Origin of the sequence: Streptomyces sp. NPDC059092, from assembly GCF_042756365.1 — a bacterium.
Classification (GTDB): domain Bacteria; phylum Actinomycetota; class Actinomycetes; order Streptomycetales; family Streptomycetaceae; genus Streptomyces.
This window is the reverse complement of the sequence record NZ_JBHZEJ010000004.1, coordinates 224,156-240,961: the sequence shown is the minus strand read 5'-3', so window position 1 is coordinate 240,961 and position 16,806 is coordinate 224,156. Positions and strand designations below refer to the sequence as shown.

The 16,806-nt window shown below is 74.3% G+C and carries 7 protein-coding genes; 3 read left to right on the top strand and 4 right to left on the bottom strand.

The genetic code is table 11. The features are described 5' to 3' along the window. The 4 genes from ACFXPL_RS04665 to ACFXPL_RS04650 form a co-directional block, all read right to left on the bottom strand. Positions 1-3,829: beta-ketoacyl synthase N-terminal-like domain-containing protein (locus ACFXPL_RS04665; RefSeq protein ID WP_384912412.1), on the bottom strand; the 3,829-nt coding region annotated here is incomplete at its 3' end. 140 nt (positions 3,830-3,969) lie between these two features. Beyond that, positions 3,970-10,125 carry an SDR family NAD(P)-dependent oxidoreductase gene (locus ACFXPL_RS04660; protein WP_384912409.1) on the bottom strand — a complete coding sequence of 2,052 codons (6,156 nt, stop codon included), beginning with the start codon at positions 10,123-10,125 and terminating at the stop codon, positions 3,970-3,972. 56 nt (positions 10,126-10,181) lie between these two features. Beyond that, positions 10,182-11,765, bottom strand: a complete 1,584-nt coding sequence (locus tag ACFXPL_RS04655) for a PfaD family polyunsaturated fatty acid/polyketide biosynthesis protein (protein ID WP_384912406.1) — start codon at positions 11,763-11,765, stop codon at positions 10,182-10,184. 108 nt (positions 11,766-11,873) lie between these two features. Then, positions 11,874-13,028: an SDR family oxidoreductase gene (locus tag ACFXPL_RS04650; protein WP_384912404.1), complete on the bottom strand. Its 1,155-nt coding sequence runs from the start codon at positions 13,026-13,028 to the stop codon at positions 11,874-11,876. Between the two features lie 598 nt (positions 13,029-13,626). Here ACFXPL_RS04650 and ACFXPL_RS04645 point away from each other — a divergent pair. The 3 genes from ACFXPL_RS04645 (at position 13,627) to ACFXPL_RS04635 (ending at position 16,655) form a co-directional block, all read left to right on the top strand. Further along, on the top strand, positions 13,627-14,997 hold the full coding sequence (locus tag ACFXPL_RS04645; protein WP_384912401.1) for a wax ester/triacylglycerol synthase domain-containing protein: 1,371 nt from the start codon (positions 13,627-13,629) through the stop codon (positions 14,995-14,997). A gap of 195 nt (positions 14,998-15,192) precedes the next feature. Next, positions 15,193-15,807, top strand: a complete 615-nt coding sequence (locus ACFXPL_RS04640) for an ABC transporter ATP-binding protein (RefSeq protein ID WP_384912398.1) — start codon at positions 15,193-15,195, stop codon at positions 15,805-15,807. Beyond that, a complete protein-coding gene (locus ACFXPL_RS04635) occupies positions 15,804-16,655 on the top strand; it encodes an ABC transporter permease (RefSeq protein ID WP_384912395.1) in 852 nt (283 codons plus the stop codon). The genes ACFXPL_RS04640 and ACFXPL_RS04635 overlap by 4 nt, the downstream gene beginning before the upstream one ends. Positions 16,656-16,806 lie beyond the last annotated feature (151 nt).

The window sequence follows — 16,806 nt, the reverse complement described above, 5'->3', positions numbered from 1 at the left end:
GCCGGCGGGAGCGGCGGGCCTCCCGGTCAGGCACCGGCGCCAGTTCGGGGGCCCGGGGCAGGGTCACCACGACCGGCTCCGGGGGTGGCGGCAGACTCGGGGTGGCCGGTACGGGAACGGTGACGGTGGGCCCCGGGCGCGGTACCTCGGTGGCCGCGTCCGCGAGCCGGGCGAACAGGTCGTCGGCGCGTACCGGCACCCCGGCGACGACGAGTTCGGCGACCGCGAGGCACAACTGCCGCAGCCCGGTGTCGCCCGGGGCGTCCAGGGCGACGGCCACATGGTCCCGGTCGCCGAGCACCCGCTTGACCCAGCCGGTGCACAGTTTGCGCGGCCCGTGCTCCACGAAGATCCGGACGCCGTCGGCCCAGGCCTGCTCGACCGTGGACGCGAAGTCGATCGTGTTCAATCCCTGCGCGGTGAGCGCCTCGGCGGCCCGCTCGGCCGTCGCCCGGTACGACTGTCCGGTGGCCCCGCTGTAGAACCGCACCCCGGGGACATCGACGGTGGGACGGTGGTGTGCCATGCGCCACGCCCCTTCCACCTCGATCAACTCCGGTGCATGGGCGGCAAGTTCGTAGTCCAGCTCGATCGCGAGGTCGGCGCCGGTCCGGGCCACGACGGCCGCGCACGCACGGGCCTCGCCGCCGATGACACAGACCCCGGGCGCGTTCACCGCCATCAGGTGGACCGCGACCTCACCGGCCAGCTCCGTACGGACCGCCTCCAGAGGCGTGTTGACCAGGTAGGTGGCCCAGCGGGAACCCTGGACGCCGAGGCGCGCCCAGTGGCGTCTCACCGCCCGGAGCTCACCGGTCAGCTCCGTCGTGAAGAGGCCGCTGTCCAGAGTGGCGTCGTACAGTCCCGAGGCGTCCGGCCAGGCACCGAGTGCGACCAACGCGGCAGACTCGCCCGAGGAGTACCCGACAGCGGCGTCCGGCCGCAGCCCGAGCACCTCCCGGGTGAGCACGGTGTGGAAGACGGCGAGTTCGGCGGCGTCCCAGATCTGGCCGAACACCCCCCGCTCCGTCCGGGACCGCAGCCGCGTGCCGATCGTCCCGTGCCGGGCCCGGACCGTCTCCCCGAGGGACGGCAGCGCGAGCATCAGCTCGTGGCCCATGCCCGGGTACGCGGCCGAGCCGTTGGTGTAGACGAACGCCGTCCGCCCCGCGACCGGCTCGTCCCGGTACAGCACATCCGCCGGACGGATTCCGCCCTCGGTCAGCCAGCGGCGCGCGGCCTCCCTGCGGCCCGGCAGCGTGGCGTCGTCGTCGACCACGAGCGCCAGCCGGGCCGGTCCTGCGGCGGACCGCGTATCGGACTCCAGCGCCGCCAGCACCTCCCCGCGGTCGGCGCCGGAGAAGACGTGCAGGCGTGGAGCCGGGCCCCGCAGCCATGGCCGGGTGTCCCCCGCGCGCAGCCGGACGCTCGCGGCGGGCCCCTCCAGCGGTGTCACCGTGACCCTCGCGGTGCGCGCGACGGCCGCGGTGTCCGCGGGCAGACCGGGACGCGGCACCGCGCGGTGCCGGAGCGCGAGCGCGGCGACCGCGACGCAGACCAGCCCGTACGCGGCGTGTGCGCGGCCGAAGGCCGACGCCGGGTCGAACGCGGCGTCGGAGCCGTCCCCGATGACCATGTCGGGCACGTCGGCGAGGGCAGCGCTGGGGGTGATGGGTCCAGTGGGGGTGACGGGGTCCTCGTCGAGCAGGGCGATGACGGTGTCGCCGTCCCTGCGAGCGGTGTCCAGCGACTTGAGGACCAGGACGACGGCGGCGTCCCCCGGTTCGCTGTCGTGCCCCAACTCCCGCAGCGCGGCCCGGTGGACCACCTCGTGGCACAGATCGGTGCCACCGACGAGCGCGGCGTCCGCCTCTCCCGACCGGACGGCCCGGGCCGCGACGTCCAGCGCCACCAGACCTGACGCCTCCTCCGCCGATACGGCGAAGCTCGCTCCGGCCAGGTCGAGTTGGGTGCTGATGCGGTTCGCCACCAGGTTCGGCATGCTGCCCACCACCGCCTCCGCGGTCATCGGCCCCACGAAGGCGTCCCGGGCGAGGGCCGTGGACGGCAGCGCGCCGGCCGGCCCTGCCTGCTCCAGCCAGTACGGAACCCGCCAGCGGGCACCCGCCCGCGCCACTTCCGGGTCCACCCCCATACCGACGACCACCATGGTCCGCTCACGGGGCAGGGACACCGTCGCGGCGGCCTCCCGGGCGGCCTCCAGCACCAGGAGCTGATGGCGTACGGTCCGCTCCAGGGCGAGCGGCGGGAAACACAGGTCAGTCAGCTCCACCGCGATCTCCGTGGCGGGGCCGCGCCGTTCGCCGCCCAGCACCGCCCGGCGGAAGTCCTCGGCGCAGGTCCCGCCGCCGACCCGGGCGCCCAGGGCGACGATCGCCACCGGGGAACGGCCGCCGCCCGGCGCGTCCCGCACCGGGGCAGGAGCGGGCGCGGACGCGGCGGACACCGGGCGGGCCGGGGAGCGTAAGGCCGACACCGGGCCGCTGCCGTCGTCCGGGAGATCCACGATCAGATGGGCGTTGGTCCCGCCGAATCCGAACGCGCTCACCGCAGCCCTGCGCGGCCCCGGCCACGGTTCCGGCGCGGTCAGCACCCGCAGCGGCGTGCCCGCCAGCGCCTCCAGCGGACGTTCGGCGCCGAGCGTCGCCGGGCGGATACCCGTACGCAGCGCGCCGAGCACCTTCAGCAGCCCCGCCACCCCCGCCGAGGCCAGCAGGTGCCCGACGTTCGACTTCGCCGAACCGATGGGCACATCGTCACGGGCCCCGAAGACCCTGGCCATGCCGCGCGCCTCCACCGCGTCCCCGACCGGTGTCCCCGTCGCATGGCACTCGACGAGCGATACGGTCCCGGGTGCGAGGCCCGCCGCGTCGTACGCCAGGCGCATGGCCCGTACCTGGCCTTCCTCCGCCGGGCTGATCAGCCCGGCGCCGCGCCCGTCGTTGGACAGCCCGACACCGCGGATCACGCCGAGCACGGGCAGCCCGGCGGCGCGCGCCTCGGACAGCCGCGTCAGGGCGACGAACCCGGCCCCTTCGCCGGGCACCAGCCCGTCCGCGTCCCGGTGGAAGGGCCGGCTGCGCCCCGTACGGCTCGTCGCGGACAGCCCGCAGAACCCCACGTGCAGATAGAGGGGGTCGGCCCGGTTGACCGCTCCGGCCACCATCAGGTCCGCCGTGCCGTCGTGCAGCCGGTCGCACGCCATCTTGATCGCGTACAGCGAGGAGGCGCAGGCGGCGTCGAGGGACCACGCGCCCGCGCCGAGCCCGAGTGCCCGGGCCGCGAGGAGGGCGGGCACTCCGGACGAGAAGCGGTTACGGGCGTCGGGCCGCACCCGGCGCTCTCCCGCCAGCAGGGCGTCACGGACCAGGGGGTCCTGCGCGGACAGCCAGACGTGCTCGGCGAAGGCTGATCCTGCCGGCGTGGGATAGGACAGATTGCCCAGCACCAGCCCCGCGCGCGGCAGCGGTCCCTCGCGGCCCGCCTCCGTGAGGGCCTGGCGGACGCCGTACAGGACCCAGTGGAAGAGCGGGTCGAGCGACAGGACGCGTTCCGGGGCGATCCGGAACCCACTCGGGTCGAAGACGGACTCGAACCCCTGTACGTATCCGCCGGTATCGCCATAGGTACGGTCGAGGTGGTCGTCCACCGAGCCCATGGCCCAGCGGTGCGGCAGCCGCCACAGGCCCTCCGGGACGGCCGACAGGCTGCTGCGGCCCGCGGCGACGTTGTCCCAGAACGTGTCCGGATCGAGGGCGTCGGGCAGCACACACCCCCGGCCGACGACGGCGATCGGTTCGAATTCCATACGGGGCTCACTCCGGGCCGGGGGAGGGATGGACGGGCTGAGTGCGTGAGAAGCAGGCGAAAGGGGAGGCAGGCGGGAGGGGAAGCGGGCGGGAGGGGAAGAAGGCGGGAGGGAAGAAGGCGGGACTTTCGGAAGACGCGCTAGGAAGGACGGCGGACGAGTTCCACGCCGAGCAGTTCCAGCCGGACGGACCCGTCCGCGTCGATCAGCGCCGCGTCGCAGCGCGCCCCCGTGGTGTGCGCCTTGCGCCCCCGCACCACACACCGCACGGTGCCGTCCACCGGGCCGCGCCGGTGCACCCGGCATTCCGCGACGGCCATCGGCAGCGTCGCCGCACCGACGGCGTTCCGCGCCCAGACCAGGGCGAGTTGGAGCGCGCCGTCCACGGCGGCCGGGTCCAGCGGCCAGTGTCCCCCCGGCCAGCCCAGGGCGCGCAGGCCCGCGACGGTCGCCTCTGCGCCGTGCTCCGAGACACCGTGCGGGGTGCGGACGGACCGGAACCGGGGGCCGTGGAAGAGGAGTTCTCCGTCGTAGAACTCGCCGCGGTCCAGCTCCAGGCCGTCCGGACTGCCCCAGCCGGCCGGATTCGGCTCCACGGCCCCGGTGTCCAGCACGGCCCGGAAGTGCGCCACCCCGTCCGCGCCCCGCAGCTCCGCTTCCAGCCCCGTCACCGAACAGGCCGCGCCCCTGCTCCCGTGCACGGTGAGCCGGTGGCCCCCACCGGTCAGTTCCGGCAGGGCGAACTTCTTGTACACCCGCAGATCGCGCACGACGAGCGGTCCGGCGTCCGGCAGCCAGGCGGTGGCCGCCCCCGCGAACCAGTTCAGGACCATCGCCACGGGCAGCACGGGAACCCCGGCGATCGCGTGGTCGGCCAGTTGCGGCAGGGTGTCCGCCCGGACCAGCAGCTCTGCCGGGGGCGGATCGCCGGCGGGGGACAGGGCCGCGGGGTCGTCTCCGGCGACCAGGGTGACGCGCGCCTCGCCCGCCGCGCCGTCCAGCTCGGCCGTGAAGGCGGCCGCGCCTCGCTCCTGAGGAATGAGCGGAACTCCTGACCTGCCGAAACGCGCGGCCAGGGCGGGCGTGACCATGCCGCCCTGCCACGGGCCCCAGGCGACGCACCGCACCAGGCAGTCCGGACGGCGGGCCTGTTCCACCGAGGCCACCTGGTTCAGGACCTCGTTGGCCATGGCGTAGTCGCTCTGCCCCGCGTTGCCGTACACGGCGGCCACCGAGGAGAACAGGCAGATCACGTCCAGCGGATCGTCCGCCGTCGCGGCCAGCAGCGCGCGCAGACCGTCCACCTTGGTCGACATCACCAGCTCGACCCGCGCGTCGCTCTTGTCGGCGATCCGCCGGTCGGCCAGTACCCCCGCACCGTGCACGATCCCGGTGACCGGGCCCCACACGTCGCGTACGTCGCGCAGTGCGGCGGCCAGGGCCTCGCCGTCGCGGGCGTCGACCTGGACGTACCGGACGGGAGACCCCGCCGCCTCCAGTGCCGCCAGGGTCGCCCGTACCTCACGCGCGGCCAGAATCTCCCGGGCCCGTGCCGTGATCCGGGCGGGCGAGGAGGCGGGCGAGGAGTCCGCCGCGCCTCCGGCGGAGCGCTCCGCGAGCAGCCGGACGAGCGCGGGTTCGTCGGCGGCCGACGCCAACCCGTCGGGCTCGGGGACCGGTTCCGTCCTGCCGAGCAGCACGATCCGCGGACGGTGCGTCCTGGCCAGGTCCAGCAGCGCGGCGGCGGTCACCCCGCGGGCCCCTCCCGTGGCCACGATCACCGACGTGGAGGTGATCCGCCGTGCGGTGGCGGGCGTCACCGGTGCGGGCACCGCCCCGGGGATGGTGCGGGTACCGTCCGCGCGGAGACCGGCCTCCAGGGCTGGGCCGCCTTCGAGCAGCTCCCGCACGATCGCCTCGGCGACCGCCTCGTCGTCCCGGCCGCCCCGCTCGCAGTCGACGGCCTTGACCGAGGTGCCCGGCCACTCCTTCGCCGCGGTCCTGACCAGACCGGCGACACCGCCCAGCCACGCGCGTTCGGACGCGTGGCCGCCGAGTCCGAAGTCGCCCCCGGTGTCCTGCACGGTCACGAACAGCCCGCCCCGCCCGTCCGTCCGGGTCGCCACCGAACGCGCCGCGCGGAACACCGACCGGTGGACCTCCCGCGCCTCGTCCGGCGTGCCGCTCCCGGTCAACGCGCCGAGGTGGACGACACCGCGCGCGTCCTCGGGCACCTCGGCGACGGCGGCGGCGTCCACGCCGCGCTCCGCCAGCTTCCGTGCGACGAGGCCGGTGAGCCCGCTGCCGTCGAGGCCCTCGCCCGTCACCACGAGCGGCCCGTCCAGGAGCCCCGCCATCGCCAGACCGGCCGCCGGTGACTCCACCGCGCGCGGCACCAGCCTGGTCAGCGCCGTCTTCGGCCCGGCCCAGGCCCCCGGCCCGGAGCCGGCGGGCAGGGTGGGGGCCTCGGGGACCTCACCGGCCCCGGGGACCTCACTGGCTTCGGGGACCGAAGCGCTCGCCGTGTCGGGAGCCTCCGGCGCGCCGGTCGTGGTGAGCGCCTCGACGATCTCGCGCAGGGTGCGGAGCTTGCCGAGCCGGCCGACATCCCCCGCCGCGACGTCGCCCACCTGCCGGCGTACGGCGGACAGGATCTCGACCCGCTTGATGGAGTCGACCCCCAGATCCGCCTCCAGCTCCATGTCCACGCCCAGCATGTTCATGGGATAGCCGGTGAGCCGGGCCACCACCGAGAGCAGCAACTCCTCCAGCTCCGACGCCGACAGGGGCGCGTCGGCGCCGGCTGGTGCCCGGTCCTCGGCAGGGGACGGTACAGGCGCGGGTGTGGCTACGGGGGCGGGGGCTGTTACGGGTGGGGCTGCCTGAACTCCGGCCGCGACCGGGGTCACGGGCGTCGCTGCCTGTCGCGGTGCCGAGGGGCGGGGGAGCGGCAGCGGTGCCGGGGGAGCCGGGGCCTCGATCACCTCGCGGGCGCCCTGATCCCCGCCGCCCCGGATCCCCTGGATTTCTTGCACCCCCAGCGCTCCTTGCCCGCCTCGCACCCCGAGCATCGCGGCCAGGGTGGTCTCGGTCATCCGCAGGAAGGCGATATGGCTGTCCGTCAGCATGCGTTGACAGGCGGCGTGGGCCTCCGCCGTCTGCCGCTGGACGCTCTCGACCGCGGTGTACCAGTCGGCGCCGAGGGGGACCCCGGGCACGGCGTCGTAGGTGGGCACCGCGACCTCGGCCGGCACCGTTCCGTACGCCGGCGGCTCCGGGGCGGGGAGGGGGGTGGACGCGTACGCGGGCATGGGAACCGCCAGGGTTTCGGGAGCGGGAGCGGGAGCGGGAGCGGAAGTGGGAGTGGGAGTGGGCCGCGGCTGTTGTTCCAGCGGTGATTCCCGCGCGGACGTGGGCGTGGGCGCGGACGCGGGCGTGGGCGTGGGCGGTTCGGCGGCTCCGGCACGGGGCGGGTAGAGCTGACCGTAATTGGCTCCGCTGATCTTCACGGTCATCCGGGGCTCGGGCTCCTTCGCCGGCGTTCCCGGCGAGGCGTACGGCGCCCAGAGCGGGTCGAGATCGAGGGGCACACCGCGTACGGCGAGTTCACCGAGCGCGGTGTGCAGGGTGGTGACCCCGGACCGGCCCGGCCGGTCCAGGGGGACGGCCGCGTGCTCGCGGTCGCCGAGGATCTGCCCGACCAGGCCGGTCAACGCGGTGCCCGCGCCCACCTCGACGAAGGTCCGCACCCCCGCCGCGTACATCGCCTCGATCTGGTCCTGGAAGAGCACGGGCGAGGAGAGGTGGCCGGCGATCCGGCGTCGTACCTCGTCGGGCGAGGCCGGGTACGGGGCCGCGTCCGCGTTGCCGTAGACCTCGATCCGGGGCTTCGTGAGCGGGACCGTGCGCAGGAACGCGGCGAGCGGTTCACCGGCCGGGGCGACCAGCGGGCTGTGGAAGGCGGTCGAGGTGGTCAGCCGGCGGGTGGTGACCCGCTCGGCCGCGAAGGCCTCCTCGGCTCGTGCGACCGCCTCCTCCGTCCCCGAAAGTACCGTCTGAAGAGGGGAGTTGTGGTTGGCCGGCCAGAGGTCGCCGAGTCCGCCGCCGGCCAGGACCGCCGCCACGTGCGCGCGATCCGTCGCCACGGCGAGCATCGCGCCCGGCGCGGTGGCCACGTCCCGCATCAGCTCACCGCGCCTGCGGGCCACGGCGACCAGCGACCCGGCGTCCAGGACGCCCGCGCAGTGCAGTGCCACCAGCTCACCGAAGCTGTGGCCCGCCACGCAGTCGGGCCGCAGGCCCAGGGACCGCACCACTTCCAGCAGCGCGAGCGCGTGCACCGCGAGCGCGGGCTGCGCCCACTCGGTGGCGGCCAGCAGCGCCTGCTGCGCCGCGCGCTCCTCGTCGGTGAAGGCGGGCGGCGGGAACACCACCCGGTGCAGCGGCAGTCCGTCGAACCCGGTGCCGCCCAGCTGGTCCCACACGGTCTGGGCGGCCGGTGCCAGCATGGCGAGACCGGCGCCCATACCGACGTACTGCGACCCCTGCCCCGGGAACAGGAAGCCGATACGGCCGGGCGTGGGTGTCCCCGAGGCGTACCGGACACCGTCCGGTGTCGAGAACGGCGCCCCGGGCCTCCGCCGGATCAGCGCGAGCGCCCGCGCGTACGTTTCCCGCAGATCCTCGACGCCGGTGGCGACGACGGCCAGCCGCACCGGGGCGGTGGGGGAGAACGCGCGGTGGCTCTCCCGCGCGAGCGCGGCCAGCGGCCGGCCGCCGCCGGTGTCCGGCGACGCGAGGCCGGACGGTGCCACCAGGTCGGACGGCGACGCGCCGCTGAACAGGACGAGTTCGCCCGGTGCGCAGCGATGGCGCGCCGCCACCCGGCCCGGGGCGCCCGAGGGCACGTACTCCTCCAGTGTGACGTGGAAGTTGCTGCCCCCGAAGCCGAAGCTCGACACCGACGCCCGGCGTGGGTGACCGGCGGGCCGTACCCAGGGCCTGGCCTCGGTGTTGACGTAGAAAGGGCCGTCCGGGGCGGCTGCCGCCGGGTTCGGCCGGTCGACCTTGATGGTCGGTGGCAGCACCTTGTGGTGCAGGGCCATGACCGCCTTGAGCAGCCCCGCCGCGCCCGCCGCGCACTTGGTGTGGCCGATCTGTGATTTGACCGAGCCGATCGCGCACCACTGCCCGTCCGTACGCCCCGACGCCCCGAACACCTCGTTCAGCGCGTCGAGTTCGGCGGTGTCCCCGGCCTTCGTGCCGGTCCCGTGCGCCTCGACCAGCTCCACGGTCGCCGGAGAATAGCCCGCCTGCTCGTAGGCGCGTCGCAGGGCCCGCGCCTGACCGGCGGGCAGCGGCGCGTAGATCGCCGAACTCCTGCCGTCGGACGAGGTGCCGATACCCCGGACCACCGCGTGGACGCGGTCGCCGTCCCGTTCCGCGTCGGACAGCCGCTTCAGCGCGTACATGACGACCGCTTCGCCGAGCATCGTGCCGTCCGCCGCGTCCGACAGCGGCCGGCAGTCACCGCTGCGGGACAGCGCGGGCGTCTTGGAGAACGACAGGAACATGCCGATTCCGTTGCCGGTGTCCACGCCACCGCTGATCACCAGGTCGGCCCGGCCGAGCGCCAGCTCGCCGACCGCGGTGGACAGCGCCGCCAGGGAGCTGGCGCAGGCGGCGTCGGTGGTGTGGTTGGTGCCGTGCAGATCGAACCGGTTGGCGATCCGGCCCGCGACGACATTGCTGAGCAGCCCGGGGAAGGTCGACTCCCGCCACGGTGTGTAGTGCGCCGAGACGCGGTCGCACACGGCCCGCGCCTCGGCCTCGGTGAGACCGCTCTCCCGTAACGCCTTGAGCCACACGGGGCGTTCGGTGCGGCCGTACATGTGGGGGAGCAGTTCCAGGGCGGACACCCCGAGGACGACGCCGACCCGGTCACGGTCCATGCCCGACAGGCCACCGGCATCGGTCAGCACCTGGTCGGCCACCATCAGGGCGAGCAGCTGCGAGGTGTCCGTCGCGGACAGGCTGGTGGGCGGCACACCGTACGCCATCGGGTCGAAGTCGACGTCCGGCAGGAACGCGCCCTTTCGGGCGTACGTCTTGTCGGGGGCGGCCGGGTCCGGGTCGTAGTGGTCCTCCACCAGCCAGCGGGAGGACGGCACCTCGGTCATCAGGTCCCGGCCGCCGGTCACGATCCGCCAGTAGCCGGCCGCGTCCGTGGCGCCGGGCACGAGGGCGCCGGCGCCGACCACGGCGACGGGCACCTGGTGAGGGGTGGAGGCGGTCACGGTCTCTCCTCGGGTTCGGGCGGCGGGAGTTGACGGGTCCGGGGCGCCGGGGCCGCTCATGCCAGCGCGCACGGTGTGTGGACGAACGCGTCGGACGGCAACGGCACGCCGTAGGTACGGAGTTGATGGGCGCGGGTGAGTACCGCGGCGCCTTCGAGCAGGTTGAGCGCGATCTGCACCACGGACCGGTTCGCCGGTTCGGCCAGGAACGTGCCCGCGGCCCACCGGTTGAACGCGCCCATCGCGGGACCGCACCAGATCTGGTAGTCGGTACGCCGGTCCGCCTCGCCGGTGATCGCCCACCGGCTCGAACTGCCCAGGTACCAGCGGAAGACCAGCGCCATACGGTGCTTCGGATCGGACTCGGCCCGGGTGATCTCGGCGGGATCGCGCCGCTCCCAGAACGCGACGGTGCGCCGCCAGACCTCGTCGAACGGGGCGCGCAGCACATCCCGTTCGATCGGGGCGCGCACCGCGGGCGGGATCTCCTCCAGCGAACCGTATGCCCGGTACGCCGCGTGGAGCCGGCCGGCCCGCACGGCGAACATCGTTCCCCGGGAGAGCACTTGGAGCCGGACGCCCAGCTCGAACATGTCCGCCGCCGGCGCCATGGTCACATCGGCGACGTCCGCCTCGCAGAGCATCGCCTTGGCCTCGTCGGACAGCCCCGCCTCGATGGCCGTCTGGTTCACCGACCCGACGACCACGTAGGACGCGCCGAGGGCGAAGGCGGCGGCCACCGCGGCCGGTGTGCCCAGCCCGCCGGCCGCGCCGACCCCGACCGCCCGGTGGTAGCCGAACCGCCGGCACAGCGCGTCGCGCAGCGAGGCGATGCTCGGCAGCAGGACCGACAGCGGCCGGTTGTCGGTGTGTCCTCCGCTGTCGGCCTCCACGGTGATGTCCTCGGCCACCGGCACGAGGGCCGCGAGTCCCGCCTCCTGCGACGTCAGCTCCCCCTGTCCGACGAGCCGGTCGAGCAGCGCGGCCGGGGCGGGCGAGAGGAACCTTTCGGCCACCTCTGGGCGGGAGACCTTGGCGAGCATCCGCGTACGCCGGACGATCCGGCCGTCCGGGCTCCGGCGCAGCCCCCGGGCCGAGCACAGCACGACGGCCGGGGTCAGCTCCATGAACGCCGACGCCGAGATCAAGGGCACATCACACCGCAGCAGCAGCTTGGCGACGCGGAACTCCAGCTCGGGTTCGGCCGGTGAGTGGATGAGGTTCACGCCCCAGTTCGGGCGCGAGCGCAGCTCGTCGGCGAGTGTGTGCACGGCCCGCTCCACGTCGGCGTAGGCCAGGCCGCCGGCGCCGAAGAACCCGAGCATGTCCGCACGGGCCATCGCGGACACCATCCGGGTGGTCGCGATGCCGTTCGCCATCTCACCCGCGACATAGGGGAAACGGACGCCGTGCGCCTCGCAGAAGGTGCGCCCGCCGAGCCACTCGGGGTACAGCGGTGGCAGCGTACCGAGTACCGGGACGCCCGGCGGGGGGCCGGTCGCGAGCCCCAGCTCACGGCCGTCAGGACCGCTGACGATGTGGACGGGTTCCCGGATGCGCCGGGCGAGGGCGGCGATCTCCTCGGGGGAGAAGACCGGCGGGGACGCGGCGGGGGAGCCGGGAGCGGCGAGGACGGACACGGAGGGCTCCAGCGGGAGGGGAGGTCGCTCGGGGGAGGCGGCGGTTGCTCGGGAGTGGTGGCGGACACTCGGGGAAGGCGGCGGTCGCTCGGGGAGGGCGGCGGGCACTCAGGAGGACCGGGCGGAAGGGGCGCCGGTCGCGTGCGTGGCCGGCGGCGCGGCGGGGCCGCGGTCCCTCGCGGCCAGGCCGGAGCGCAGATAGCCGAGGTCCACCCGGTCGGAGGCCGCCGACGGCCCGAGCAGGGTCCTGACCCGGGTGTCGTCGAAGCGCCGCCGGTGGACGAGATAGGCCGTCAGCCCCGGGTAGAACGCCAGCAGGGACTCCAGTGCCGACGGCTCGTCCGGCTCCGTGGCGACCAGCTCGACCGAGACCGGCACCAGCCCTTCCAGCAGGGTCACGACCGTCGGCACGGGCACGTCACGGTCATGGACGACGTGGTACGTGTCGACCCCGCCCGAGGGTGTCCGGTCGGCGAGGCGCACCATGACCTCGGCCGCGTGCTCCACCTGTACCAGGTTCAGCCGGCCGTGCGGATGCCCCACCACCCGGACGCGGGGGCGGCCGTCGCGGTCCGGGCCCCCGGTTCCGGCGGTGCGTCGCGCGTCGCGCAGGATCCGCTCGATGACCTGGAGCGGATGCGGGGGCAGCTCCGGGTGCGGCGGCAGATCCGTGACCAGGATGCTGGGCCGCAGCACCATGACCGGACGGGCGTGCTCCCGGGACCACGCGTGAATCAGCTTCTCCGCCTCGTACTTGGAGCGTTCGTAGGCGTTCTCGAAGCCGTACGCGTCGTCCAGCTCGTCCTCGTACGCCACGCCCTCGCGCCGCCCGCCGGCCACGAAAGCGGTACTCACGTGGTGGACCAGGGGCTGTCGGCGCCCGGCGGCGGCCAACTCCAGTACGTGCCGGGTTCCTTCGACGTTGGTCCGGCGCAACTCGGGTAGTTCTCCCTCCAGGTTGATACTGCCCGCGCTGTGCCAGATCGCGCCGAGACCGTCGGCCAGTTCCTGGAAGGCGCGCTCCGGGAGACCCAGCCGGGGCCGCTCCAGCTCGGTCTCCACCACCCGCAGCCGGTCGGTGAGTTCGGCGGTGAACTCCCCGGGCGCGCCGGTCAGTTCGAAGAACCGGGTGATGCGGTGCAGCGCGTCGCCCGAGCCCGCGTGGGCCAGGACCGTCACCGATCGGTGCGTGGCGAGCAGGCGACGTAACAGGCGCAGTCCGAGGAATCCGGTGGCGCCGGTGAGGGCGACCTGCACGACCATGCCTCCAAGGCTTCGAAAGGGACGAGACCGCGACCGCGTACGGTGGCGGGTTGTCGTCGGTGCGGAGCTATCAGGGCATTTCGGCAACGCGGAAAGCGCGCGTGCCGATGCGCGACCGCCCTGCCAGAGGTCACCCGAGAGGCTCTCAGGCCCTCCCCCGGGACCGGTGACCCGCTGACGCACCGCACACAGTGTCAGAAGGCGGCCGGCGGCCGGGCGCCGTTTCCCCCTACTCACCCGAACGGGGGACCCGCACCACGGCGCGGGTGCGCCTGGGACGGCCCCGCGGAGCCTCCGTCGCAGGTCAGGGTGGTCGACCGTACGCATGTACGGGCTGCCCGCGGTCATGTCCTCCTTTCGGGTGGTTCCACGGGCGCAGGCCGGGACGTGACCCCGGGGCGCGCGACGCTGGTCGACGGCCCGCGCGGGCCGGCCCCGGGGCGATGGTCCGCCGCGGCCCGTCGGGCGGCGCCCGGTCCTGGCCGGTCGGGCCGTCCGCCCGTCCGGGCTCGCCCCGCCACCGGTCCGCCACCGCCATGCCACCGACTCGCCCCGCCACCGGCCGGCCCGCCCCGTCGGCACGAACTGGAGTCCTCCGATGCCCGAGTCCGTTCCGTCAGTCCCGGCAGTCCCGTCCGTTCCCTCGCCCCGCCATCCCGCCCACGCGCTCGACCGCGCGTTCCTCAACCTGGAACGCCGCCACCCCGACGTCCGCTGGGACGCCGGCGGCGTCGCGTATCTGAGCGGTCCGCCCCCGAGCCTGGCGGACCTCCGCGCGTACGTGGGCTTCCGCCTGCCCCAACTGCCCCTGCTGGCCAGCAGGGTCGAGGGCGGACCGCGAAACCCCCGATGGCGGACGGACGCGGACTTCGCCGTCGACCGGCACGTCCACGAAGTGGTCGCGGACGGCCCCGGGCAGTGGGACCCAGCTCTGAACACCGCGCTCAACGCGCCGTTCGCGCCCGGCACCTACTGGGGGGTCTGGCTGATCCACGGCCACGCGCCCGACCGGTACGCGGTGTGTTACCGCTTCCGCCACGCCTGCCAGGACGGTTCGGCCGCCGCGATGACGTTCCGGGCCATGCTGGGCGAGGGGGAAGCCTCGGCCCGCCCGGTACCGGGGAGGGGCCGCGGGGCCGACCTGCCTCGACGGGTGGGCAGGGCCGTCGGGCTGGCCGCGAAGTTCGCGGCCGGTGCCCTCGTGGTCCGAGGTCCCCGTCCGGCCGTCCCCTTCGTCCGCACGGGCGAGAGGCGACTGTGGCGCGGCCGGGTACCGGCGGACGCCCTCCGCCGGATCGGCGCGGCGCGCGGCGGCTCGGCGCACGACGTGCATCTGGCGGCGCTCGCCGGGGCGTTGGCGGCCTGGTCGGCGCGGTCCGGTGTACCGCTCCCACGGGTGACGGCACTGGTACCCGTCGACGCGCGTCGCCCCGACGAGGACCAGACCTGGGGCAACCGCTGTTTCGCCCTGCCGCTGGAGCTGCCCGTACGGACGGGCCCGAACGGCACGGACGCTTCCCAGGGCGCGCAGGGCGGTCTGGGCGGTCTGCGCGGTCAGGATGGGTTGGGCGGCGATTCGCCCCTGTGGCGAGTGGATCGCGTCATGGCGAGGACCCGGGAGCTGCGCGGCGAGGCCTGGCGCCGGGCCATCCAGGACCTGGTCCGGTTCATGCCGAGCCGTCCGACCGAGTGGTACCTGCGACGGGTGATCTCCCCGCGCGTCACCCACGTCATGGCCACGTCCATGCCTCTCGCCGACAAGGGCAGCCTGGGGGAGACCCGGGTGACGGGAACCGCCCTGCTCCCCCTGCTCGTGCCCGGACACCTCTTCGGGGTGGGCCTGTCCTTCTTCGACACCTGGGCCGAGGTGTCCTTCCTGGCCGACCGATCCCTCCCCCTGGGGGAGGCGCTGCCCGGGCTGTGGGAGCGGGCCGTGGCCGAACTGGAGGAGGCCCCGGCGCCCAAGTGAGCGACGTGCGGCGCCGTTTCCGCCGCGCCGCACGCTCGTTGTGCACGGACGGGGCGGTTCCGCCGCCGTCCGGAAGCACCGAGGACGGAAGCCGCAAAGATCCGAAGTCGCGAAGCCCGGAAGTCCCGAAGCCCGGAAGTCCCGAAGAACCGAAGACCGGAAGTCCCGAAGACATGGCATTGACGGAGCGGCCCGATGGACGTCAGAGAAGTGCGTCATTCCTACCGTCGGCACGCCGTCCTGCGGGGCGTCGACCTCCATCTGGGATCCGGGGTCCTCGCCGGGATCGTCGGGGAGAACGGCGCGGGGAAGACGACGCTGCTCAAGATCCTCGCCGGTGAACTCGCGCCCGACCGTGGCTCGGTGCACCACAGCGGGAGGTTCGGCTACTGCCCGCAGTCCGTGGTCCTGGACGACTCCTTCACCGTCCGCCAGCACCTGGACCTCTTCCGGCACGCCTTCGGGCTCGCGGATCTGCGGCGGGCCGAGGAGGTGATGGAGACCCTGGCCCTCACCGAGTACCTCGACCAGCGCGCGGGCCTGCTCAGCGGGGGCTCGCGGCAGAAGCTGAACCTGACCCTGGCCCTCATGCACGACCCGGACGTACTGCTGCTGGACGAGCCGTACCAGGGCTTCGACTGGGAGACGTATCTGCGCTTCTGGGAGCTGGCGACGGAGCTGCGCGACGCCGGACGGTCGGTGCTGGTCGTCTCCCACCTGGCGTACGACGTCGACCGGCTGGACGAGTTGTGGCGCTTGGAGGGCGGACGTCTCACCCGCCAGGACCGGCGGCCGGAGGCGGCGGCATGAGAAGGCACTGGGCCCTGTTCACCACGGCTTCCCGGTACGCGCTGATCGGACACGCCCGCAACCGGTTCGCGATGCTGCTGGTCGTCGTGTACATCCCCGTCTGGATCACCCTGGCCTACGTGACCATTCCCGACCGGCCGGCGCCCTTCCGGCTCCGGGCCACGGGCGAGGTGCTGTCCCCGCCCGGCAACCACCTCACCCAGATCACCGGAGCGCTGAACGCGGTCACCCTGATCGCCGGGTTCATGATGTTCGCCGCCACCTTCACGGGCGGTGCCTTCGACCGGCGCCTGGCGATGGCGGGATACCCGCGCTTCCACCTGGTGCTCGCCAAGCTCTCCGCGCTCACCCTGGTCTGCGCCGCCATCGCCGCGTACGCCACGGCCGCCGCCGGCTTCGCCTGGTCCCCCCGGCAGCCCCTCATGCTCGCCGCCGCGCTGTTCTGCGCCGCCATGACCTACGGCGCGCTCGGAGTGGTCTTCGGGTCGGTGCTCCGCCGGGAGGTGGAGGGGATGTTCGCCATCCTGATGATCAGCATCCTCGATGTCGCACTCCAGAACCCCCTCTCCAGCTCCGGATCGGACAGCGCCGTCGTACGCTTCCTGCCCTCGTACGGGGCCGTGCAGGCCAGCATGTCCGCGGCCTTCTCCACCGCGTCGGTGGCCCAGGGCCTCGCGATCCAGCTCCTCTGGCTCACCGGCGCGGCGTTCGCCGCGTTCCTGGTCTTCCGCCGGCGTACCCGAAACGCGCTCCCACCGGTACGGAAGCGACGCACCCCGGACCGTCGCGGGCCGAACACGGACACGGCCGTGCGGCGCGAACACCACGACCGACCACCGGCCAAGTGACGTGGAGCGCCCGTTGCGTGGAGACCCGCACGGCGGGTGCGAAGGACGGGGGCGGGGAAACGGGTTGGTCGTAAGGCCAGTGCCGCGCCCCGGCCGTAAACGGCGGTGATCTCGCGAGGGTGCCACCGGCGCGGGTGGGTCCGGAGCCGCA